This window comes from Pseudomonas sp. GZD-222 (assembly GCF_049310525.1).
Lineage (GTDB): Bacteria > Pseudomonadota > Gammaproteobacteria > Pseudomonadales > Pseudomonadaceae > Aquipseudomonas.
Window position 1 is genome coordinate 1 of sequence record NZ_JBMOWO010000078.1, and the last position, 22,702, is coordinate 22,702.

Sequence of the window (22,702 nt, forward strand, 5' to 3'; positions counted from 1 at the left end):
CGAACGACCGGGCGCGCTTGGGATTGATCCGGCAAACCGGAATGCCGGCCTGCTGCAGCGCTCGCAGCGCCGCGCACTCGTAGCCACCCGTGGCTTCAAGCAAAACCTGGGAAAGCGAGTAATCACTGATTTTTTCGACCAACTGCTTGAAGCCATTCAAGTCATTGGAAACATTGAAATTCACACCCTCGGGACGGATGTGAACCGCTAGCGTAGTGCTGGAAACATCGATGCCGACAGAGGAAGACATGGCCAAAACCTCTTAGACTCAACGAGTGAGAGAACTTTGGCTTGGCCCACGCTTGTGATTCGAGATTTGGCCCTCATCCAACTGTTCGGGCTCTCGCCAAAGTGGAACGGTGAATGGCAGTTTGTGCTCCTACACGTGCTCTAGGCACCCCGGATTAGCAACTTGCCATTCACCGCTCTCACCTCAGATTCTATTCCTACCTCAAGACACAAGCGGATTCATCCGCGATCTGCCGCAAAGCGGCAGCAAACCCGAGCGACGCGGTAAATCAGGAGAGTCGCGAACGCAGTATTTGCGGCCGCTACGCGCCCGATCGCGGATGAATCCGCTCCTACGGGGTGGAGCCATCCATCTGTCGCGCCTCTAGCTCGTCAAGCAACGCATCAAGCAGCGCCATGGCCATTTCCACCGAATGCTGGGTGGACCAGGCCAAGCCGCGTCCTTCCTTATTGGTATGGTGGACGGCTTCGATAACGGTAGTACGGGCGCACTTGAGGTAGAACGAAGCATGCACCAACGCATCTTCAGCACTGACGCCGGCGCGTACGTTGAACAATGGCGAATGTTCCGGGCAACAGGGGACGTCGGTTTCGCGCGTTTCAATGAGGTGCAGGCTGGGGGGATCGGGGACTGGCTTTTTCATGGTCAACTCCGAGTGTAGAAGGAGCTGCCACACTTTCGTCGCCAAACGACTGGGTGGCAGCTGTACGCGGGTTGGCGAACCGGAACACTCGGAAACCCGGCAGGGCCGAAACCCTCCCGCGCACAGCCGCCATAACACTGGACGACTTACAGGGAACTACACGAGTGCTTGTCCGGGTCGCCAAACCCGATCACCGACTATTCAGTGACCGGGCGAGCCTAGTGTGAAGACCTTCCCCGGGCAAGCTACTGAGGTCGACAGATTGCGTAGGATAGGTCCTAGGACGACACACTGGCAATCGCTCTGGCCCAGGCTACCTATTGGTAGATAATCGTAAAGGTCGCCGACGCATTGGCCGGGCCGGGTGTTACCTTGCTTGAGGTCTGCAGATAACGGGCCCGCAAGGGGATGAAGTAGTCACTTTGGATGGTTCGCAAGTAAAGGCCGGTATTGTGGGCAGTTGCCAGTGCCAGCTCGTTGTTGGAGTCGTTGGCGACCTGCACACCAATACCGGTGGCTGCGGGGTTGTTGCTGACACGGGTCGGATCAAGGCTGAGCACCCCCTGCTTGGCGTTGATCGCAGGGCGGGTTGGATCGATGCGCAGCTTCACAACGTTGTTGGTACTGGATCCAGGATAGCCCAGACCACCCGGATCGGTGTCTGATGGCGAGGTCCAGCTTGGAGAGTTCTGCAGGGCGTCGTAGATCCCAAAGAAGGCCGGGCAGTTTTTCAAGGTAATGTCGAAATCTTTCCAACCTGTAGCACTGCCCACTCCTTGAAAATCTTTGAGCTTGTACGTGCCCATGGGTACTTCGACATTGGCGGTGCTGCAGGTATTGGCGACAATTTGAATGTTACCCGAGAGCTTCGCCTTGAACACCAAGTCCGAGCGCTCCGCCATGTAATAATACATAGAGGCAAGGGGCAATTGATTGCCCCTAAGTAGACCAGGCGAAACATCACCGATTTTGATTAGAAGAATTTCGAACCACGCGTACGACGGCGCGATCGCGTGATAGCAAAAGGAGCCGGGTTGTTGCGGGCATGTGTTATTCACGCTAGGGGATTTAAAAGGAAAAACTTCAACCCCGCGCTTGAACACCACTCCTAAGCCATTGATATTAGTTTTGAAAACTTTGTGAGCATAAGGGCCAGTCGTCCAATTAGCTTTGGATTGACCATCAAGCTTGAACTCGTATTGCTGTTGAAACGGAAGCCTGCACCGCTTAGACAGAGTCACAGAAGACGTATTGTAATACTGCCGGTAGACTATGGAGCCCAATGGCACATCTCTGCCAACAGTTATTGCTGAAATCTGCAGCGGCATTATGTCATCAGTTGGTTTGTTATATTCTTCCACGCACTCAGCCATGACCGAATCTGCCATACCCCACAACGCAGTAGCCGCCAGCAGTATTTTAATCAACAAGCCCATTTTCATAACTTTACCTTTTGCATATTAGTGACAGGCGCGCTATCAGCAACCTGCTTACCGGCCGCACACACGGCATCCACTTGAACAAGTTGCTGGCCGGCGTCTGCTCCGGCAGGAATGACCAGTGCGCACTGTTGATCGACCTTGCTGCCCCAGTTGATCAGCAAGCGCCGTGTCTCGGGTTTGACCCGCGCATAGAGCTGACCACCCTGCCCGACCATGCCCACCGAGGTACCTTCGCCATCGGTTACGCCAGCACCAAATGGCAAGGCGCGGCCATCGTCCAGGCGCACATTGAGGAGCACGGCGCGGCCCTGATTGGTGCCGTATTTCAGCACTCGCGCATGGCACCACCTAGTGGGACGAGCTTGATATAAGAAAACTCGTTCGCGAGAAGTATTAATGATGTCGCAGTGCCTACGTGCAGCCGAACCGGTACTGTTATTGAGAAAAATCTTATCAGCCGCAAAACTGAATAAAATAGGAATAGGACTAAAAGAAACCGGCGAACGAGGTGGGCTAGCAGCTCAACATCGCAGAGCATGCTGCAATCCCTGTAGGAGCGGGTCTTGCCCGCGATCTGTCGCAAAGCGGCAGTAAATCCGAGCGCGGCGGTCTATAAGGGGTATCGCGAATTCAGGATTTACTGCCGCTACGTGTCCAATCGCAGGACAAAGTCTGTTCCTAAATGAGGTGCAGGCAGAGGGGATCAGAGACGGGCTTTTTCATGGCCAACCCCTAATTTGTGGAGTTGCCACGCTGTAGTCACCAAACAAAATGGGGGGCAGCTGCACGCCGGAGTGACCGGGCGAGCCTGGTGTGAAGATCTTCCCCAGGCTACCTACTGGTAGATAATCGTAAAACTCGCCGACGCATTGGCCGGGCCGGGTGTTACCTTGCTTGAGGTCTGCAGATAACGGGCTCGCAAGGGGATGATGTAGTCACTTTGGATGGTTCGCAAGTAAAGGTCGGGATCGTAGGCAGTTGCCAGCGGCAGCGGCTCGCCGGAACTGTCGGCGATCTGCACACCAATACCCGTGGCTGCGGGGGTGCTGCTGGTACCGCTCGGATCAAGGCTGAGCACCCCCTTCTGGGCGTTGATCGCAGGGCGGGTTGGATCGATACGCAGCTTCAAATCGTTGTCGGTACTGAATCCAGGATGGCCGAGACCACCCGGATCGCTGGCCGATGGCGAGGTCCAGGCTGGAGAACCCTCTAGAGTGTCGTAGATCCCATTGAAGGCCGGGCAGTTTTTCAAGGTAATGTCGAAATTTCTCCAAGCGGTAGCGCTGCCCACTCCTTTAAAATCTTTGAGCATGTATGTGCCCATGGTTACCGGCACATGGGGGGTGACGCAAGTATTGGCCACAATTTGAATGTTACCTGAGAACTTCACCTTGAACACCAAGTCCGAACGCTCCGCGATGTGATAATACATAGACATAAGGGGCAATTGATTGCCCCTAAGCAAACCAGGCGAAACATCACCGATTTTGATTAGAAGAATTTCGGCCCAAGCCAATTCTCGCCGGATCGTGAGATCGCAAGTTCCTCCGGGAGTTCCCCCGCAGCCGCTATCAACGTTAGAGGACTTCCATGGAAAAATTTCAGGCCCGCGCTTGAACGCCACACCTAAACCATTGATATTGGTCTTGAAAACCTTGTGAGCATAAGGGCCAGTCGTCCAATTGGCCTTGGAAGAACCATCAACCTTAAACTCATGATTTGCTTGGAATGGAATCTGGCACGATACCTTTAGACTGTCAGAAGACGTATTGTGATACTGCCGAAAAACTATCGAGCCCAATGGCACATCTCTGCCAACAGTTATTGCTGAAATCTGCAGCGGCATTATGTCATCAGTTGGTTTATGTTCATGTACTGTGCATTTAGCCATGACCGAATCAGCCATCCCCCACAATGCAGTAGCCGCCAGCAGTATTTTAATCATCAAGCCCATTTTCATAACTTTACCTTCTGCATGCTAGTGGCAGACGCTCTATCAGCAACCTGCTTACCGGCCGCACACACGGCATCCACTTGCACCAGTTGTTGACCGGCGTCTGCTCCGGCAGGAATGACCAGTGCGCACTGCTGATCGAACTTGCTGCCCCAGTTGATCAGCAAGCGCCGTGTTTCGGGCTTGACCCGCGCATAGAGCTGACCACCCTGCCCGACCATGCCCACCGAGGTGCCTTCGCCATCGGTTACGCCAGCGCCAAATGGCAAGGCGCTGCCATCGTCCAGGCGCACGTTGAGAAGCACCGCCCGGCCCTGATTGGTGCCGTATTTAAGGTGCACGACAGCACCCGCACGTGGCGCCACCTGCTGGCTGGTTTCAGTCAGTTCGACGCTCAGCGAAGTGCCTATCGGGTCGATTGCCACATCGTTGAGTTCGTAAGGGCGCAGGTACGGCACCACGGCATTGCCACGGCTATCGAGTTTGAGGCCGGGGTAACCGGCGACCTTGGCCCCTTCGGCGCCCGGAGCGCTGACCACGGCCATGGTTTCTCCGCGATAAGGTGTCAGGGTTACACCCGCACTGTGGGCAACCACGGTGCCACTGGCGCCAACCGAGATGCTGGTGTAGCCCTCGCCGCGTCCCAGGCTGGCACTGAGCATGGCGCTCGCGCCGGTGTACTGGCCGTTGAGGGAGGCGCTGTTGCTGTTGCCGGCACCATCATGGCCAATGGTTGCACCATAGCCATACTGACGGTCGGCACCGGCCGTGCCACTGAGGCTGACCTGCTGGTTGTAATGGCCCTGGCTGTCACGGCCGGTCTGGCTCATCAGCTGCGGGCCGTAGCCCGAATCGCCGAATTCCAGGGGCATGCTGATGGTCAGCAGGTAGCTGTTTTCCATGTCGCCCAGGCCCATGCGGCTGCGGTTGGCGTTGAGGCTGAAGCTGACGCGGTTGAACTGCTTGCTGTAACTGAACTGGTACTGCACGTCGCGACCGGGCAGGTCCCAATAGTTTTGCGCATAACCACTGAGCGCGACTTGCCCCCACGGGCCCAGGCTCTGGTCGGCGCTCACCGAGAGACGGCTGCGCGGTCGTCCGAATGCCGTAGTGTCCCAGCCGTTTTTCTCGCCTTCAAGCAACTGCATGGCGTTGCTGAAATCCAGGTAGCCGTCGGTGGAAAACCGGTAGGCCGCTACCGAGAAGTTGCTGCCGGTGCTGAGGATGTTCTTGCTGTAGGACAGGCGCATGCTCTGCCCTTTCGAGGTGCCGGCGTCAAGCGCGGTCTGGGCGTGGGTGACATCCACCGCCATGGCGCCGATCGGCGTGCCGAATGCCAGGCCGGTGAGCACCGCCATATAGTCATCACTCGATTGCACCCCGCCGTAGCCGGTAAAGGTGTTGCTCAAGCCATATTGCAGCGTGCCTTGCAGCAGCCGGGCCTGGTCATCGATGTAGTTGTTGCGGGTTTCACCCGCGGTGAGGCTGAAACGCGAAGTGCCCGGGCGCAGCAACTGGCTGACCGAGGCATAGGGCACGATGAAATTCTGTTCAGTGCCATCGGCTTCGGAAACTGTGACATTGAGGTCGCCGCCATAGCCGGTGGAGTACAGGTCGTCGATGACGAAAGCGCCGGGGGCTACGGTGGTCTCCAGTAACACGTTGCCGGACTGGCGGATGGTCACCCGCGCGTTGGTGCGGGCAATGCCACGGATTACCGGGGCGTAACCGCGCAGGGATTCGGGCAGCATGCGATCGTCACTGGCCAGTTGCACGCCGCGGTACGACAAGGTGTCGAAAATATCGCCGTTGGTGCTGGACTCCCCCAGCAACAATTGGCTTTTCAGCGAAGTGATATCGCGCTGGGCGTAGCTGTCGAGCGACTGGAACTTGTTGCCCAGGCGCGGTTGCCAGCTCATCGAGCCGTTGTGGCGCAGGCGCCAGTCACCCAGGTTGAGCCCGGCATTGAGGCCGAGATAAGCCGAGTCGTAGTTGCCGTCACGGGTCTTGTTGCGGTTGCCGTTGAAGTTGTAGCTGAGCATGCCGGCGGTTACGCCACGGTCCCAGAGCTCCGGGCTGACATAGCCGCGGGCATTACGCTTGAGCGAGACTTGAGGAATGCTGATATCGAGAGTCTGCTCTTCGGCTGAAAAGCTCGCACTGGCTCCAGGGATCAAGCTCGCTATCGACGGGCAGCCCTGACCTTCTAGCAACTGGCTGGCCTCGGGCGTCAAGCGCGTCATTTGCACACCCAGGCGCTCAAGCAAGGCAGTGCTCATGCAGATAACCGGCTTGCGGCCATCTTTCTGGGCGTCAATGCGAATTTCCTGACGGCTGTTCAGCAGTCCGTTGAGCTTGACGTCGGCGCGGTACTGACCCGGCATGATCGGGTTGCCGGCCTGATAAGCGCCAAGGTCAATATTACGAGAGTCTTCGGGCAAGAACGCATCGTTGAACTCAATCTCCTGCGCCAGCACGCCTTGCCCTACCCCTGCACCAAGGGCAACCGTCAGCACCTTGCGTATCAGGACCGCGAGTGAATTCAAGGCGAAGCTGGGCTCCGCCCGCAGGAAACACCTGGAGCTGGATGTGGTAGGCATAGGTAACTCGCGAGCAATAACGTCGAAGGGGTGAATCAGGGCTTGAGCGCTTTGCGCGTCGGTATCAGTGCCCCGTAATCGTTGATGGCGTTGAACTCCACCTGGGCATTGCCAGCGGGTAGGGTTTTGAGTTTTTCCAGCGCGAACTGGCGCGTTTCACCCGGCCCGACCATGCCATCGGCACCGCGATCGCGCTGTGCGCCGACGACCAGCTCAAGCTCCACCACCGAGACGTGGAACGCCGAGGGGTTGAACGCCTGCAAGGCCAGGCCCTGACCACTGCTGGCAGGCACTACTTGCCATTGCACTTGTTCGATGGCCTCGCTCGGCGTACCGGGTAGGCCCTCTGGGCGATAGAACAGCTTGATCCGCGAACGGAACGCCATCTGCAGCGTGTTGAGCGCCTCGGCGTCCTGTGACTTGGGCGGAATCTCCAGGACGTTGAGCCAGAACAGCGACTCCTTGTTCCCGGCCAGCGCCGCACCGGTGAACATCACCCGCAAGCTCTGGCCTTTGCCCGGATCAATGCGCGACACCGGCGGCGACAGCACAAACGGCGCCCTGGAGTTGGTGGGCGTGGATTTGACATCACCGGTGTCGATCCATGATTGGGTCAAGGCCGGTTGCGAGCCATTGTTGTTGAGCTTGACGGTAATTTCTTTTTGCCCGGCCGGGTAAACCAGACGGGTACCGGTGATCACCACACCGGCCATGGCCTCAGCGCACGTCAGCGCTATCAGACCGGCCAGCAACAGCTGTTTGAAAGGACGTTTGCACAACATAGAAAAGCCCCGTTAGCACCTGGAATCACGCCCCTTCTTTACAGAAAAGGGCGTGGACTTTTGCCTGCGACTTACGGGTAAGCGATGGTGTAGGTCACGTTGCTAATTACAGTACCGGCGGTAATTGGGCCTTCTGCGAAGTACTGCACGCCATACGGCAGAGTCCCTTTGCCATCGGTAGTAGTAGCGATCTGGGTGGTGGCGGTTCTTTGCGACTCTTGTCCGACTTTGATTGCGTTGTCTGGTTTAGTGCTGCTGACATCGATCAGTTGCAACTGCACCCCTTTAGCAGTACCCGAGGCGTTTTTCAGGTTGCCGCTACGAGGGTCAACCGTGCTGCCAGCTTCGAAGAAGGCGTAGGCTTTTTTCGACACATCACCGCAATCGGTCAGCTCCATGGTGAACTGGGTCAGGCCTGCGGTTTGACCTGCTGTGCCCAGGGTCTTCGCCGCGACAGTCGGCAGAACGACCGCGGCATTGGCACCAGCGCCGTTTACTTTGACAACGCAGGTTTCGGAATTGATCAGGCCGTTGAACGTGATGTTGCCATCCCCAGCCATGGCGAAAGGGGTCGAACCGGCAGCGATCATTACTGCAAGAAGGCGGGATTTGAAGTACATGAAATAACTCCGAGAGAACGAATGTTGTGCTGTTAGTTGCGCACGCTCATGATCGCGAGCGGTCATGATCTGTTGCGTGGTTAAGTGTAAGTAACGTGCTATTCGTTCAATATAGGAGTGGTCCGAAAAATAGCCATGCAGCGCAGAAAGTCATAAGCAACTGCTGAGTATTAACTTAAATTAACAAGCAGTTTTGCAGAATCGACGTCCATAGGAGTGCTCCTAAAAATACGCCTGTTTAGCAAGGTTAATTGCGCACGCCAAATAGAACTTACTATAGAGCCCTATACGGCAATATCTGTCAGGACTTGCCACTGCTCGATAATAATGCGCAGGTAAGCCGCCGTGTCAGCGTTGCGCCAACAAGTTTGAACCCGCAATGTCTGCTCCAGTGTCGCGGCGGCCGCCGCAAAGTCGCGCCATTCCAGTACCAGCGCGGCACCGTGCAAGCGATGAGCCGCATGCAAGGCGCCCTGCCTGTCACCCAGCGCTACTGCCTCTAGCAGATGACTCAGGTCGGCGCGTAGCTCCTCATGCACGGCAGACATTTCCATCACCGGGGGTGTGAAGTCCTGCTCCTGCTGCCCCAGCGGTACGTCACACCAGAGTTCGATGGCTTCCTGCAGTTTGGCCAGGCGGATCGGCTTGCTCAGCACGCCGTCCATGCCGGCATCGAAACAACGTTCTAGGTGTTCGTTACCGGTCAGCGCCGAGATGGCAATGATCGGGCAGTACGGGCGCTGCAGGCTGTGCTCCAGCTCACGGAACTCAGCGGCCAGGCTGTATCCATCCTGGTCTGGCAGATCGCAGTCCATCAGCACCAGATTGACCGGCTGCTGGCTGAACAACGCCAGCCCTTGCGCGGCGTCCTCTGCCAGTAATGCTTCGCAGCCAAAGCCCTCGATCTGTGCGCGCAGCACGTGTCGGTTGGCCAGGGTGTCTTCCACCACCAGCACCCGCAGACCGCTGACTGCCGAAGTGTCGGCAGTGACAGGCTGTTCCAGCGCTCGCGGCTCTGCCATCTCCACCGGCAACGCAACCTCGACCGTAGTACCCACCCCCAGCGTGCTGTCGAGCGTCAGCTTGCCGCGCATCAATTTCACCAGGCGCCGACAGACCACCAGCCCCAGGCCGGTGCCACCGGTGCGCTTGAACGCGTTGCGTGAGCGGGCATAAGGCCGGAACAACGCCTGCAGTGCCTGCGGCGACAGACCGATACCGCTATCCACGACCCGCATCAACAACTGCCGGGTAGTGGCCGTCGGCCCTTCCAACAGTTGCAATTGAACCTCGACACGGCCGGCATCGGTGAATTTGATCGCATTGCTGATCAGGTTGCGCAGAACCTGGGCCACGCGCAGATCATCCAGCAACAACGGCGCCATGTTGCGCTCGCCGCTGAGGCTCAGCTCCAGGCCCTTTTCATCGGCAAGCAGGAAGTGCGCATCTATCTCCCGTTGCACCAACGCCGGCACGTCCACCGGCTCCAGGTTGAGCTTGAGTTGGCCAGCCTCGATCCGCGAGATATCCAGTACATCATCAACCAGCCGCAGCAGCGTGGTTGCACCGTTATTGGCCAGGCCAGTGAACTGTTGCTGCTGCTCGTCGAGCGGGGTGTGTTCGAGCAACTCCACCGCTGCCAGCACCGCGTTCATCGGCGAGCGGATTTCATGGCTCATGACCGCCAGGAACATGGCCTTTTCCCGTTCGTTCTGGATTGCCCGGCGCCGTTGCTGGCGGCTTTGCCAAACCAGCGCGAGCAACAGCAGCACAACAGACAGCAACATCCACAACTCGCCATCGTAGTGCTCGGCAATGGCGGTGAGGGTCGGGATGTCCAGGTTCATTTCGGCAAACCAATCGTCGTAGATGGCCTTGCGTTCATCTGCAGTGATCGATGCCAGCGATTTCTCCAGAATGGACAGCAACAGCGGCTGCTCGTCACGCACGGCCATGCTGACCCCGGTATGCAACTGAGGTACCACGCCGGATATCTGCAGCTCCCCCTGATACTGTCGCGACAGGTAGGGAATCAACAACCACTCCGACGCAATAGCGGCGTCGGCCCTGCCATTCTTGACCAGCGCGAGCATGTCCACGGCATTCTCGGCGGCGATCAGCCTCACCCCTGGCGCTTGTTCGCGCAAGAACCCGGCATACACTTCACGCCCCAGCATGACCAGGGTCTTGCCAGCCATCTGCTTCAGATCAACGCTAGGCCTGTCGCCGAAATGGTTGACGAGGATGGTCGAGCTGGTGTTGTAAGGGGTGGTGTACAACAGACCGCTATCGTCTGCCGGATTCTCGGACCTGCGCCGGGTGGACAGAATGTCGACCTCGCCGCTGAGCAGTTGATCCTTGCGCGAACTGCGGGTGCTGGTGGCCACAAATTCGAAGCGCAGGCCGGTACGGCGCTGCACGAGTGCAAGGTACTTGGCCGAGAGTCCCCGCAGTTGCTTGTCGTTCAAATATTCGAAGGGAATGAGGTTATCGAATACACCGACGCGCAAGACGGGATGGGCGGCGATCCAGTCCTGCTCCTGCGCAGTCAATTCCATCGGCGGGGGATTAGCGTATTCGCCCGCTGTCGCCAGGCTGGTCAACAGGCTCAAGGTCAATAGCAGGGGCCGGATGAGCAGGCTCACAATGGCACCGCCCGATGAGCGCGTCCCGTCGGCAGCACATCGAGCGGCATGCCACCGCTCAAGGCATTCCAGTGTTCGACCAGCGCCGTCAACGTTTCCAGGTAGGCCGGGGCATCCCACGCCACCTCGGCGCGCAACAGCGTTTCCAGGGTCTTGCTGTCGCGGGCCAAGGTCTCCCATTCCATGATCAAGGCGGCACCGTTCAAACGGTGGGCAGCATGCAGGGCAGCCTTGCGATCGAACAGGGCCATGGCCTTTACCAGGCTACCGACGTCGCGGGCCATTTCCCGGTTGATTGCCGCCTGGTCGAGCGTGGGCGCCATCAAGGCCGCGCTGGGGGCGGCCAGGTTCACCTTGCACCAGGTCTGGATGACGTCGCGCAGTGGGTTCAGGCCAATGGGTTTACTCAACACTCCGTCCATTCCGGCAGCAAAGCAGCGCTCCAGGTGCTCATTACCGGTCAACGCCGAAATAGCGATGATCGGGCAATGTACACGGCCCAGCTGCGGCTCCAGCTCGCGCAATTCACGGACCAGGCTGTAGCCATCCTGATCGGGCAAGTCGCAGTCCATCAGGATCAGGTCGTAGCGGCTTTCGCGAAACAAAGCACGGGCCTGGGCAGCGTCGGCGGCCACCACGGGTCGACAGCCAAAGCCGCTGATTTGCGCGCGCAGCACTTCCTGGTTGGCCAAGGTATCTTCCACTACCAGCACCTGCAGACCGCAAGGGGTTGCCATGCTCGGTAGCGCCGCTGCAACGGTAGACACCGTCTGGGGTCTGGACGCGCGGCTCACCGGCAAGAGAATGGTTATCGCAGTACCCACGCCCCAGCTCACTCTCCAGTACCAACGAACCGTTCATCAAGTCCACCAGCTGTCGGCAGATCGCCAATCCCAAGCCGGTACCGCCCGATCGTTTATACGAGTGACTGGCCTGTGCATAGGGTCGAAACAATGAAGCCTGGACCGCCTCGGAGATACCGATGCCGGTGTCGCGTACTTCGATCTCCAACTGCTCTTCTGCGCCCTCTTCCACCCGCAGGCGCAAGTGCACATCGACATGGCCGGCATCGGTAAACTTGATCGCGTTGGACAGCAGGTTGTGAAAGACCTGGCCCAGACGCGTACTGTCCAGCAGCAACAGGGGCAGTTGCGGCTCGATATGCAGGTTCAACGCCAGGTTCTTTTCCCGGGCGCGCAAACGTTGCAGGCCCGCCACGCCCTGTAACAACGCACCGACATCGGTCGGTTCGAGAGCAAGACGCAGCTGCCCGGTTTCCAGCCTGGACACATCCAGCACATTGTCCAGCAGGCGCAGCAGTGCATTGGCACCGCTGTTGGCCAGATCGGCAAAGTGGCGCTGCTGCTCATTGAGCCGGGTGTGCCCGAGCAGTTCCATGGCCGCCAGGACCGCGTTCATCGGTGAACGGATTTCATGGCTCATGACCGCCAGCAGCTGGGTCTTTTCCTCTTCGTTACGCACGGCTCGCCGGCGTTGTAGAAGGCTGCGATACACCAGTAGACACAGGCCAACCAGCATCAGCGCTGCTAACAGCAGCACGTGCAGGTAGTGGCTACTGATGCTCTGTAGCGAAAGGTGATGCGGGTCAAAGTCGTTATACCAGTGCTCGTGGCTTTCTTGCTGTTGCTGCGCGGTGATCGAGCGCAGGACTTTCTCAAGGATTGAAAGCAGCACAGTCTGGTCAGAGCGTACCGCGATGTTCACATCCATTTGCTCACTGCCGACCACACCCGAGGTCTCCAGAACGCCCTGGAACTGCCGGTATAGATAAGGCATCAGGAAGGTGCCACTGGCCACCACGGCATCCGCCTGACCGTCCTTGACCAGGTTCAGCATCTCCAGGGCCGAACTGCTTTTGATCAGTCGGGCCTTGATTTTCCTGTCCCTGAACATGGCCTCGTAGTGCGGGAGGCCGGAGATCACCACGGTTTTGCCTTGCAACTGATCAAGATCAAAGGCGTCGGGGGCGTCGAGACGGGTAACAATGATGGGCGAGGTGGTGTGGTAAGGCAGTACGCTCAAATTGCTCGGGAGCGGCGTGCCCTTGAAATGAAAATAGGAGGACAGCAGGTCAACCTGGCCTTCCTGCAACCAGACCTCACGCACCGCCTGTCTGTTGCCGGGCACATAGCTGAACGTCAGGCCGGTCTCGCGACTTACCGCTTCAAAAAAATGCGATGACCGTCCATGCAGTTGCCCATCCTCCATGTACTCGAACGGAATCAGGTCATCGTTCACGCCCACCCTCAGCAGCGGATGGGCCTTGATCCAGCGCTGTTCCTCGGCACTCAGCTCAATCGTTGCGGCCCAGGCAATGGAGCTCCAGCAGCCTGTCAGCAATAAAACCAGCGTCGCCCGGCGCGCCCACGCACTCATGACGGCCCGATGATCTTGTTCAGCTTGAACAACTCATTGTTCGAGGTCACCCCGAGCTTGCGAAACGCCGAAGTTTTCTGGGTGCTGATGGTCTTGATGCTGCGGTTGAATTTTTCCGCAATGTCGCTCACGGTCATGCCCGCCAGGTAGCAGCGAATAACCTCCTGTTCGCGACTGGTCAGATCGGCCTGAACCAGCGGGTCCGGTGCCTCGCTCTTGTCCTCAGTGGCACTGGTCACCGACTCGGCCAGCCGATAGGTCATGTCGGCATTCAAGTACACCGCACCGCCTGCCACCCGGCGCACGGCCTTGACCAGTTGCGCCATCTCTTCGCCTTTGCCGACAAAGCCGCGGGCGCCTACGCGCATGGCCAGGCCTACGGTTGCCGGGTCGTGGTGGGACGAGAGGATAAGAATCTGACAAGCGGGAAACTTGACCCGCAACGCGCGGATCAGCGACACCCCGTCCAGCTCGTCGGGGTTCAGGGAGAAGTCCAGCAGCAGCAAGTCGGCAGGCGCTTTCGCCAATCCTGGGATAAGGTCCCGGCTTCGCTCATACACACCGACGATTTCAAAGTCTGCTTCGGCGGCCAGGGTGTTGGCCAGCCCATGGCGTACTACGGCGTGGTCATCGAGTAACGCAATGCGTATCCGTTTCATGGCGAACGAGTCCAGTCGAACCAGCGCAATAGGCACTGTTGAAATAAGGGATAGCTGATCTGCTCAGCGCCCTGGTACGCACCTGAGTATACCCAACGGCAGGCAATTTTCACCTTGTGTTTGAACACCTCCCACGCGATTCGCGCAGTTGCTGCGAGGCCTGTTCAACGCCCTTCAATGATATGTTTTATCTTGAACAGCTCGTTGTTGGAAACCACGCCCAACTTGCGAAACGCCGCAGCCTTTTGCGTACTGATGGTCTTGATGCTGCGATTGAATTTCTCGGCGATATCGGTGATGGTCATGCCCGCCAGGTAACAGCGAATGACCTCCTGTTCACGGCTGGATAAGCTGACAGAACGTATCGCGTCAGCGCGATCTTTCTCGTCGCCGTCGTTGCTGATCGCGGTGGCTTCAGCGACCCGGTAAGCCATGTCCGGGCTCAAGTACACAGCGCCCGAGGCAACCACCTTGATGGCCTTGACCAGTTGCCCCATGTCTTCGCCTTTACCAAGAAATCCCCGCGCCCCTACGCGCAAGGCGAGAATCACGGTCGCCGAATCATGGTGTGCGGAAAAAACCAGGATACGGCACTCCGGATACTTCACCCGCAACGCGCGAATCAGCAATACACCGTCCAGTTCATCTGGGCCGAGAACAAAATCCAGCAGCAGGACATCGGCCGGGGCTGCCGCCAGGCCGCTCATCAAGTCGCGACTACGGGCGTAAACACCGACCACTTCAAACTCCGGCTCCTGCACCAAGCGATTGACCAATCCATGCCGCACGATTGCATGATCATCCAGCAAAGCAACTTTTAAGCGTTTCATAGATTACAGGACACTCTGTATAGCGAGCAAAAATACATCCAGGTATTACTGCAAATCGCCTGCAACTATCAGCATTAGTGCAAATAAGGCATCAGCGCGATTGTCATGTAATCTAGAGAAGTACTGTCCTGTTGAGTATCGGAAAACTCCTAAAAGCTAATAGTGGCATACATCAGATAAATTTCAGGCGCACGTAAACAACGCAATTATGCGTTCAGGTTAGTTAAGTGTAGTTAGTACTACTGGCGTTTCTCCTGTTCAATCATGAATGCCATGAAATCGTCGAACTCCATGGGCCGGGCCAAGGCATAGCCCTGCCCTACCCGACAACCCAGGCGGTGCAACAACGGGATAGTGTGTTCATCTTCAATGCCCTCGGCGACCATGTTCAGATTAAGCAGCCCCGCCCAGTTGACGATGCCGGCAATGACCTTGCGTGATGAAGCGTGTTGTTCAACACCACGAACGAAAGCACCGTCGATTTTCATCTCGTCGAACGACTGGTTGGCCAACAGCTTCAAGGTAGCCGCGCCCGAACCGAAGTCATCCAGTGACACCTGAAAGCCCTTGGCGCGTATGGCCGTCAGCGAGGCTGAAAGCTGCAGTTCGTCCGGTTCGGGTACATCTTCGGTGAGCTCGACTTTCAGCAAGCGGTTCGGCAAGTCTGCCTGGTACATTCGCGCGGCCAGGCGATCAGCGAAGTTCGCGGTGCAGATGGTCTTGGCCGATGCGTTGACCGCAATCGGGATACGGATGTTCTCACGCTTCAACGCCGACAAGGCCTTGAGGGTCCACATTTCCACCAGGCTGAACAACAGCAGGTCCAGTTCCAGGCGGTTAACCAAGGGTATCAGCACCGAAGGCGGTATTTCGCCGAAGCGCGGGTGCCGCCAGCGCACCAGCGCTTCGGCGCCGACGACACGTCGGGTGAGCAATTCGAGCTGCGGCTGGAATACAAAGCGCAGGCCTGTTCCGGTGGTCAGGGCATTGATCACTTCGTCCTCGGCCAGGCTATCGAAAATAACTGCAGCGACTGGCTGGTCACTTTGCGCTCGCGTCAGCAGCAGTGCGCGCAGGGCATCGCCGAGGTCCATCGCGCCGCCCTCTCGCACGATCTCTACCGTGATGCCCGCGGCGCGTGCCAGCCGTGCATGCGACTCCAGCGCGCTGATCGCCACCCCGCCCAGGCGCTTGACCCAATGCGCATTGGTGACCTTCTCGCAGAGCAGCGAGGCATGATCCTCAAGCACTTGTGGCGGAGGATTAAGGGTGGTTTCTCCGGTCCAGAAGATGCTCGGAAACTGGCTCAAGGTGCCAGCCTCATGCAAGCTTCTGAGCAGACTCGGCAACATCAGGCCGTCACCACATTCGGGGCGAATTTCACAGATGATGACGTCGACGCTGTTTTCGTGCAGCCAGGCCGCCACCGCACTCAAGGAGTCGACATTGGTCACAGGCGTGATGCCCATGCCGCCCAGGGCTGAGGCGAGGCGCGCGGCTGACGCGACGTCGGACGCCAGGGTGATCACACGCAACACGCTGAACTCGTTGGGCACAGCGGCATTCAAGGTCATGGCAAGAAGGTTCCAGGGTTTGTTCTGGAAAAAATCTTATCAGCCACACATTTGAAACAAATAGGAATGGGACTAAAAGTAACTGTTGGCCTATCCGAGGACACCAGACTGCACCTGCGCTACCTCGGAGCCATGCTGTGACATCCTGCCCCCATGTGAGTGTCCGCCATGAGCGAATTCATCTACTGCCATCCCAGCCACAACCGCGCGACTGCCTACCGCCACATTCGCGTCACCCCCAGCACCGGGGCCCTCGGTGCCGACGTCGAAGACCTCGACCTGAACCGTCTGGACGCCGCAGGCTTCGCCGAGTTACGCCAGGCGCTGCTGGCGCACAAGGTGCTGTTCATCCGCGAGCAGAACCTCAGTATCGCGGACCTGGAACGGGTCACCCTGCAGTTCGGTGAATTCGGCCGCGAGCCTTATGTGACTACCATGGCGGAGCATCCGCATGTGGTGCACGTGGTCAAGGAAGCCGACGAGAAGGCGCCCTTCGTGTTCGGCGGGGCCTGGCACAGCGATTGGACCTTCCAGGAACGCCCGCCGGCCTTCACCCTGCTCTACGGCCACGACATCCCGCCTTACGGTGGCGACACCTGTTTCGCCAACCTGGCGCTGGCCTATGAATGGCTGTCGCCGGGGATGCAGGCGCTACTGGCCAACCTCGATGCGCTGCACAGCCCTGAGCGGGCCTATGGGGTCGGCGCCAACCACAACGCCCTGCTGGAAAACATGGCGATCAACTATGGCAGCGATACCTCCCAGGATCTGCGCAGCCACCCGCTGGTGACCCGCCATCCGCAAACCGACGAGAAAATACTGTTCATCAATCCTGCCTACACCATCGGCATCCAGGGTTTGCGCACGGAAGAAGCCAAGCCGCTGCTCGACTACCTGTTCAACCTGGCTACCGCGCCCGCCTTCACCTGCCGCATGCGCTGGCGTCAGGGCACCTTGGCCATCTGGGACAACCGCTGCACCTGGCACCTGCCGATCTCCGACTACCACGGCATGCGTCGCGAGATGTTCCGCACCACGGTTATCGGTGAGGTGCCCAGCCGGTGAAGGTGGGAGCAACTGTCTGTCACCTGGTTAACTGTGGGAGCGGATTTATCCGCGATGGACTGCGTAGCAGGCCCATCTTTTGCGGCCGCTGCGCGCCCGATCGCGGGACAAGGCCCGCTCCCACCGGATGGCGGCTAGAGATTCTGCAAAGCCTCCTCCAACGCGCCAATGGCCGCTTCGACCTGGGCCACAGCGTGCTCGAGTTGCGCAAACGAAACCTGAGGATCCAGACAGGCAGCCTCCAGTTGCCGGCAACGTTCAACCAGCTGCTCGCCCTTGACCACCTTCGCCGCGCCCTTGATTCGATGGGCCAGCTGGCTGAGCTTGTCGGTGTCGCCTTGTTGCAGCAAGGCCTTCAATGCCAGGCAGTCCTTGCGATTATTGTTGATCAGCTCGTTGAGGATCTGGCGAAACTTCACCGGCTCACTGCTGATCAGCAGCTCCAGCGGACCGAGGTCGACCAGGCGCAGTGTTTCCGGGGCCAGCATCAACGGTTCCGACGGCACATGGACATGCTCGGGAGTGTCCGCCTCGTACCCCGGTTGCAAGGCCAGCAAACGGGCGTCCAGTTCATCCAGACCGATTGGCTTGATCAGGCAATCGATCATCCCGGCCTGGATGCACAGGTCGATCTCTTCCGGTTGTGCGTCGGCGGTCAGGCCGATGATCACTGTCGCTTCCAGCCCCTGTTCCTGTTCGGTCTTACGGATCGCAAGGGTGAGGTCGACGCCATTCATCACCGGCATGTGGCAGTCGGTGATAATGATATCGAAGGGTTGCTCGCTCCAGCGCTCGTACGCCACCTGGCCGTTTTCCGCCTCACAGACTTCATGGCCGAGAAAGCTCAGTTGCTCACGCAATACCTGGCGATTGATGCGGTGATCATCCACCACCAGCACTTGCAATTGGTACCTCGGCCGCGCCTGGATCAGCGCCGGAACCTGGGGCACGTCGATGTGCTCAAGTACTTGCAGGCGCATTTCCACATCGATCCGGGTGCCGCGCCCCAAGGTACTGGTCAAGGTCACCCGGCCGCCCATCATTTCGCACAGCGAGCGGCAGATCACCAGGCCCAGGCCGGTACCTTCGGTGCGTTGCACATTGCGCTGCGCCTGGACGAAAGGCCGGAACAAGCGCTGCTGGTCGCTCGGGCTGATGCCAACCCCCGTATCTTCGACGCTGAGGCTGACATTGAGCAGGCTGGCATCGATCAGCAGCCCGGAAATACTGATCTTGATCGAACCTTCTTCAGTGAATTTGATGGCATTGCTGATCAGGTTGGAAAGGATCTGCTTGAAACGCAGGGCATCGATCAACACATCGCAATTGATACTCGAGTCGATGTCGAGGATCAGGCTCAGGCGTTTCTGCCGGGCCAGCCCTTCGAACACCCTGGCCACCGATTCGACCAGCTCGCGCAGGTTGGCACGCTTGGGCGACAGGCTCAGGCGTCCGGACTCGATGCGAGCGATGTCGAGAATATCGCCGATCAGCTCCAGCAGGCTTTTCGCCGAGGTGTGGGCGATTTCGATGCTGGCGCGATCAATGGGCTTGCTGTCGGCGCGCTTGAGCGCTAGTTCGAGGATGCCGATGACGGCATTCATCGGTGTGCGAATTTCATGGCTCATGGTCGCGAGGAAACTGGTCTTGGCGCGGCTGGCATCGTCGGCGAGGTTCTTCGCTTCCTGCAGCTGCTCGACCATCTGCCGGTGTTCGGTGATATCCAGCCAGCCACAGATGACGCCTTTAGTCTCACCTTGGGAATCCTGGAACGGTTGCACCCAGTGATTGATCCATACTTCCCTGCCTTGCAGCTGAATGGCATGCACCGACTCGATGGTCTGGCCGTCGCGCATCGCCTGCAGGTAATTGCGATGAAAGTCCGGCAGGCTCTCGAAGTTTTCCTTTGGTAGCTGGCGCACGGTCTTGCCCAGCACCTGCTCGGCACTCAGGCCGACACTTTTCAGGTAGCTGCGGTTGCACGACAGCATGCGCCCCTTGAGATCACGCACATACAACGGCGGCGGCATGCTATCGGTCAGTGTTTCGACAAACTGCAGTTGATCGTTGAGCATCCGTTCAGCCTTGGTCCGGGCCTTGATCTGCCGACGCAGGTAGACCACCCAGACCAGCGACAGCAACAGCAACACCGCCGCACCGGCGACGATCTCGATGATTACCCGCTGGTAATCGACCCAGGTCTGGCCGCTCATGCCCGGTGGCGAACGCCAGCGGTTGGAGATCGCATTGAGTTCATCCGGGGCAATGCTCTGCAGGACCTTGTCGATGATCGATTGCAGTTCAACGTCACTGCGCCGCATGGCAAAGTTGACGTTGGCCGGCCCGAGATCGAGCACCTGGTTGATGGCCAGTTTGTCGCGAAACAAGCGCTCAATGTAATAACGCGCTGCGGGCATCGACACCACAGCGGCATCCACCTGGCCTTTATAGAGCAGGTTCATCGAGTCCAGCGAGCCACCGCCTTCGACCACCGTTGCCTCGGGGTAACGTTTGCGCAGCCGCTGTATTGCCACGTGCCCGGAGGGAATCGCCACACGTTTATCGGCCAGGCTACCCAGCTTGCCTTGCTGGTCGATGCTGCTGAGCAATACAAAGGGGCCGGCGATTAACGGCCTGGAAAAGCGCAGAGACTCTTCACGCTCGGGGCTGGCCGTCATCAGGGCCAGATCAGCTGAACCTTTGTGCAGCGCCTCGATGATCTGCGGAAAGCCGCCGCTGCGCGAAATCACCTCAAAATGCAGACCAGTACTGAGGGTGATCACCTCGAGGATATCGGCGATCCCACCGGAAAACACCCCGTTCGAGTCGAAATAGGCTCCTGGCGCCAGGTCATCGTTAATCACCAGGCGTACCACCGGGTGGCGCTGAATCCAGCGCGTCTGCTCCACGGTGAGATCGAGCATCTGTTCGCTGGGAATGAAGCTGTTGCCCACCCAGCGCTTGCCCAGATTGCGCAGTTGGTCCTCGCCAATGGCGCCGATGGCGACGTTGATCAACCGCTGCAAGCGCGTGTTGTCCGCGCGCAAGGCATAGCTGTAACCGGTTACCGGCAGATCGGTGAAACGTTCGAAGCGCACGAAACCGTAGAACGAGCGATTGATCCGGTAGTAGGCGCTGTACAGATCGTCAAGATACACGTCGGCTTGACCAAAGGCGGCAGCGGCAATGGCTTTGTCATGATCGGCGTAGACGCGAAAGTCCGCCCGCGGAAAGCGCTTCTTCAATTCTGCACTGTGTTCGTCGGTGATCGCTACGCGCACCCCTGTAAGGTCGGCAGGAGAATTCCGCGGTTCGGCGCTGCGCTTGAACAGGGCCAGCCGGTCCCGGGCATAGGGAATGCTTAACAGCAGATCCTGGCGCGGCGTGTTGCTGCCATGGGTGCTGATCACATCGACGCTTCCTGCCTGCAACGCCTGCTGCGCCTCTTGCTCGCTGGTAAAGGCCACGACCTTGACCTGCAACCCCAGCAACTGGGTAACCAGTGCGGTGGCATCGGCGCTGATGCCCTCGTACTGGTTGTCTTCGGCATTGACGGAAAACGGTGCCGACTCATTGGGCGATACGCCAACCTTGAGCTCGGCCTTGTGCCGCAGCCAATGCCAGTCTTCGGTGGAAATTGCGATATCGTGGCGATCGATACGCAGCTGGCTGGACAGCACCTGCGGGGCCAGGGGGAGCGATGCAGCCACTGTCTGGGTGCTGCTCAACAGCAGGCAGACTGACAGGCAGAAAGAACGTAAATACATGCGAGATCAGAGACCGAAAGTGCCTGGGGTACGGGACCAGTTAATTTAAGGCTGTTCATCCAGGAACACAGCTGATGCTGGATAGCCGTCATGGCTGGCGCAATAATAGTTCAAAGCCGTTGCCGTCATTCAATCATTAGTACCTGCCCCGACCTTCCCGGCCGTTTGCGCCAGGCAGAAGTCGATAAAGTGACTTTCCGGCATAGGCCGGGCAAACAGATAACCCTGCGCAAGGGCGCCGCCCAATTCGATCAGTTTCGCTTGCTGCTCCACGGTCTCTACGCCTTCGAACACCAGTGAGATATCCAGCGCACGTGCCAACGCTACTGAACAGCTGATGATTGCTGCGCTTCTGGGTTGGCTGTGCATTTTGTTCACGAACGTGCGGTCGAGCTTGATCTGGTTGAACGGCAGCTCACTGAGTCGATCCAGGGACGAATAGCCAGCGCCGAAATCGTCCATGGCCAGGCCGCAGCCGAGCATGCGCAGGCGTACCAGGTTTTCCAGGCTACTGGCAGGCGCACTGATCAGCGCGGATTCGGTAATCTCGAACATCACCCTGCCCGGCGGCACTTTTGCGCGCTTGAGCAACAGCGGAATACGCTCGGTCAGTGCATTGCAGGCCAATTGCCCAGGATGCAGGTTGAACGCCAGGTCGACCATGCAGCCCTGCGCCGCCAGGCGCTGGTACAGCTCCAGCCCCTGCTCGAACAGATGCCAGAACATCCGGTCGATCAGACCGTGCTGCTCCATCACCGATAAGAAATGCGCAGGCGACAGCACACCCCATTGCGGATGATTCCAGCGCGCAAGCACTTCCGCCCCGGCCAATAGTTGCCCTTCAAGGGTGACTTTGGGTTGGTAGTACGCCTCGAATTCACCGTTATCCAAGCCTCGCTCTACGTCGCTCAGAGTCGGTAGTTCTGCGGGGCAGAGCAACCTTGGCGCGGCTTTACGGTGTTCGTGGTAACGCTTGACCAGCGGGCGGAAGCCCTCCAGATGGAACGGCTTGCCCAGATCGCCGAGGTAGGTCAGGCCAAGGCAGTGGATCATTGCCACCGTGGCCTGGCGCAAGATCGGGTCCAGCTCGCTGCACAGCACCACCGCACCGACTTTGCCACTGCTGCTGGCGTGGCGCAGGAAGGCCAGGCCATCCATGCCGGCCATATTCAGGTCACACAGGACAATATCGACAAAGCTGCAGGCAGCGAGGATAGCCACTGCGTCATCGCCGTCTGCGGCTTGCAAGACAGGACTCGATAGGTGTTTTTCCAGGGCGGTCACGGTGACAAGGCGCTGGAAGGGTTCATCTTCCAGGACCAAAACAGTCAAGTCTTGCATTGCAGGTCTACACGCAAAAAAGGGAGAGGCATTGTGCGAGGCCCGCATCCTACATCTCCATGAGAGATTTCCCATGCTCCCTAGGAATTTTCCTAAGGTAAACTACAAGAACGTACAGCCCTGTCCTGCTCGT

16 protein-coding genes and 1 pseudogene are annotated in these 22,702 nt (G+C 58.5%); 1 reads left to right on the top strand and 16 read right to left on the bottom strand.

Annotated elements, in window-relative coordinates:
- From ACO6VD_RS14435 to ACO6VD_RS14500, 14 genes and pseudogenes are all read right to left on the bottom strand, one after another.
- The coding region (locus ACO6VD_RS14435) for an IS110 family transposase (RefSeq protein WP_422419943.1) at nucleotides 1-250 on the bottom strand (250 nt) is incomplete at its 3' end.
- 331 nt (nucleotides 251-581) lie between these two features.
- Complete coding sequence (locus ACO6VD_RS14440; RefSeq protein ID WP_422419944.1) at nucleotides 582-893, bottom strand: DUF6124 family protein; 312 nt, start codon at nucleotides 891-893, stop codon at nucleotides 582-584.
- 317 nt (nucleotides 894-1,210) lie between these two features.
- Complete coding sequence (locus tag ACO6VD_RS14445; protein WP_422419945.1) at nucleotides 1,211-2,335, bottom strand: fimbrial protein; 1,125 nt, start codon at nucleotides 2,333-2,335, stop codon at nucleotides 1,211-1,213.
- Nucleotides 2,332-2,667 carry a FimD/PapC C-terminal domain-containing protein gene (locus ACO6VD_RS14450; RefSeq protein WP_422419946.1) on the bottom strand — a complete coding sequence of 112 codons (336 nt, stop codon included), beginning with the start codon at nucleotides 2,665-2,667 and terminating at the stop codon, nucleotides 2,332-2,334. Before ACO6VD_RS14450 ends, ACO6VD_RS14445 begins: the two co-directional genes overlap by 4 nt.
- 503 nt (nucleotides 2,668-3,170) lie before the next feature.
- Nucleotides 3,171-4,295, bottom strand: coding sequence for a fimbrial protein (locus ACO6VD_RS14455; protein WP_422419948.1), 1,125 nt, complete (start codon nucleotides 4,293-4,295; stop codon nucleotides 3,171-3,173).
- On the bottom strand, nucleotides 4,292-6,835 hold the full coding sequence (locus ACO6VD_RS14460; RefSeq protein ID WP_422419950.1) for a fimbria/pilus outer membrane usher protein: 2,544 nt from the start codon (nucleotides 6,833-6,835) through the stop codon (nucleotides 4,292-4,294). The genes ACO6VD_RS14455 and ACO6VD_RS14460 overlap by 4 nt, the downstream gene beginning before the upstream one ends.
- Before the next feature lie 89 nt (nucleotides 6,836-6,924).
- Nucleotides 6,925-7,671, bottom strand: a complete 747-nt coding sequence (locus tag ACO6VD_RS14465) for a molecular chaperone (RefSeq protein ID WP_422419952.1) — start codon at nucleotides 7,669-7,671, stop codon at nucleotides 6,925-6,927.
- A 71-nt stretch (nucleotides 7,672-7,742) separates the two neighbouring features.
- Nucleotides 7,743-8,291, bottom strand: coding sequence for a fimbrial protein (locus ACO6VD_RS14470; protein WP_422419954.1), 549 nt, complete (start codon nucleotides 8,289-8,291; stop codon nucleotides 7,743-7,745).
- Nucleotides 8,292-8,575: 284 nt separating this feature from the next.
- Nucleotides 8,576-10,936, bottom strand: coding sequence for an ATP-binding protein (locus ACO6VD_RS14475; protein WP_422419956.1), 2,361 nt, complete (start codon nucleotides 10,934-10,936; stop codon nucleotides 8,576-8,578).
- The gene (locus tag ACO6VD_RS14480) at nucleotides 10,933-11,673 is read right to left on the bottom strand and encodes a response regulator (protein WP_422419958.1); all 741 of its coding nucleotides are present in this window, start codon (nucleotides 11,671-11,673) and stop codon (nucleotides 10,933-10,935) included. Before ACO6VD_RS14480 ends, ACO6VD_RS14475 begins: the two co-directional genes overlap by 4 nt.
- A 139-nt stretch (nucleotides 11,674-11,812) precedes the next feature.
- A pseudogene (locus ACO6VD_RS14485) lies at nucleotides 11,813-13,333 on the bottom strand (ATP-binding protein); the annotation flags it as partial.
- Nucleotides 13,330-13,992: a response regulator gene (locus tag ACO6VD_RS14490; protein ID WP_422419960.1), complete on the bottom strand. Its 663-nt coding sequence runs from the start codon at nucleotides 13,990-13,992 to the stop codon at nucleotides 13,330-13,332. The gene ACO6VD_RS14490 and the pseudogene ACO6VD_RS14485, both read right to left, overlap by 4 nt.
- Nucleotides 13,993-14,156: 164 nt before the next feature.
- Nucleotides 14,157-14,822 carry a response regulator gene (locus tag ACO6VD_RS14495; protein WP_422419962.1) on the bottom strand — a complete coding sequence of 222 codons (666 nt, stop codon included), beginning with the start codon at nucleotides 14,820-14,822 and terminating at the stop codon, nucleotides 14,157-14,159.
- 239 nt (nucleotides 14,823-15,061) lie between these two features.
- The gene (locus ACO6VD_RS14500) at nucleotides 15,062-16,396 is read right to left on the bottom strand and encodes an EAL domain-containing protein (RefSeq protein WP_422419963.1); all 1,335 of its coding nucleotides are present in this window, start codon (nucleotides 16,394-16,396) and stop codon (nucleotides 15,062-15,064) included.
- A gap of 168 nt (nucleotides 16,397-16,564) precedes the next feature.
- Here ACO6VD_RS14500 and ACO6VD_RS14505 point away from each other — a divergent pair, with 168 nt between their 5' ends.
- Nucleotides 16,565-17,461 (top strand): TauD/TfdA dioxygenase family protein, encoded by an 897-nt coding sequence (locus ACO6VD_RS14505; RefSeq protein ID WP_422419965.1) that lies wholly within the window; start codon nucleotides 16,565-16,567, stop codon nucleotides 17,459-17,461.
- A 134-nt stretch (nucleotides 17,462-17,595) separates the two neighbouring features.
- On the opposite strand, the gene ACO6VD_RS14510 is transcribed toward ACO6VD_RS14505, so the two are convergent.
- Complete coding sequence (locus ACO6VD_RS14510) at nucleotides 17,596-21,228, bottom strand: transporter substrate-binding domain-containing protein (RefSeq protein WP_422419966.1); 3,633 nt, start codon at nucleotides 21,226-21,228, stop codon at nucleotides 17,596-17,598.
- Between the two features lie 129 nt (nucleotides 21,229-21,357).
- Nucleotides 21,358-22,569 (bottom strand): EAL domain-containing response regulator, encoded by a 1,212-nt coding sequence (locus ACO6VD_RS14515; protein WP_422419968.1) that lies wholly within the window; start codon nucleotides 22,567-22,569, stop codon nucleotides 21,358-21,360.
- Between the last annotated feature and the right edge of the window lie 133 nt (nucleotides 22,570-22,702).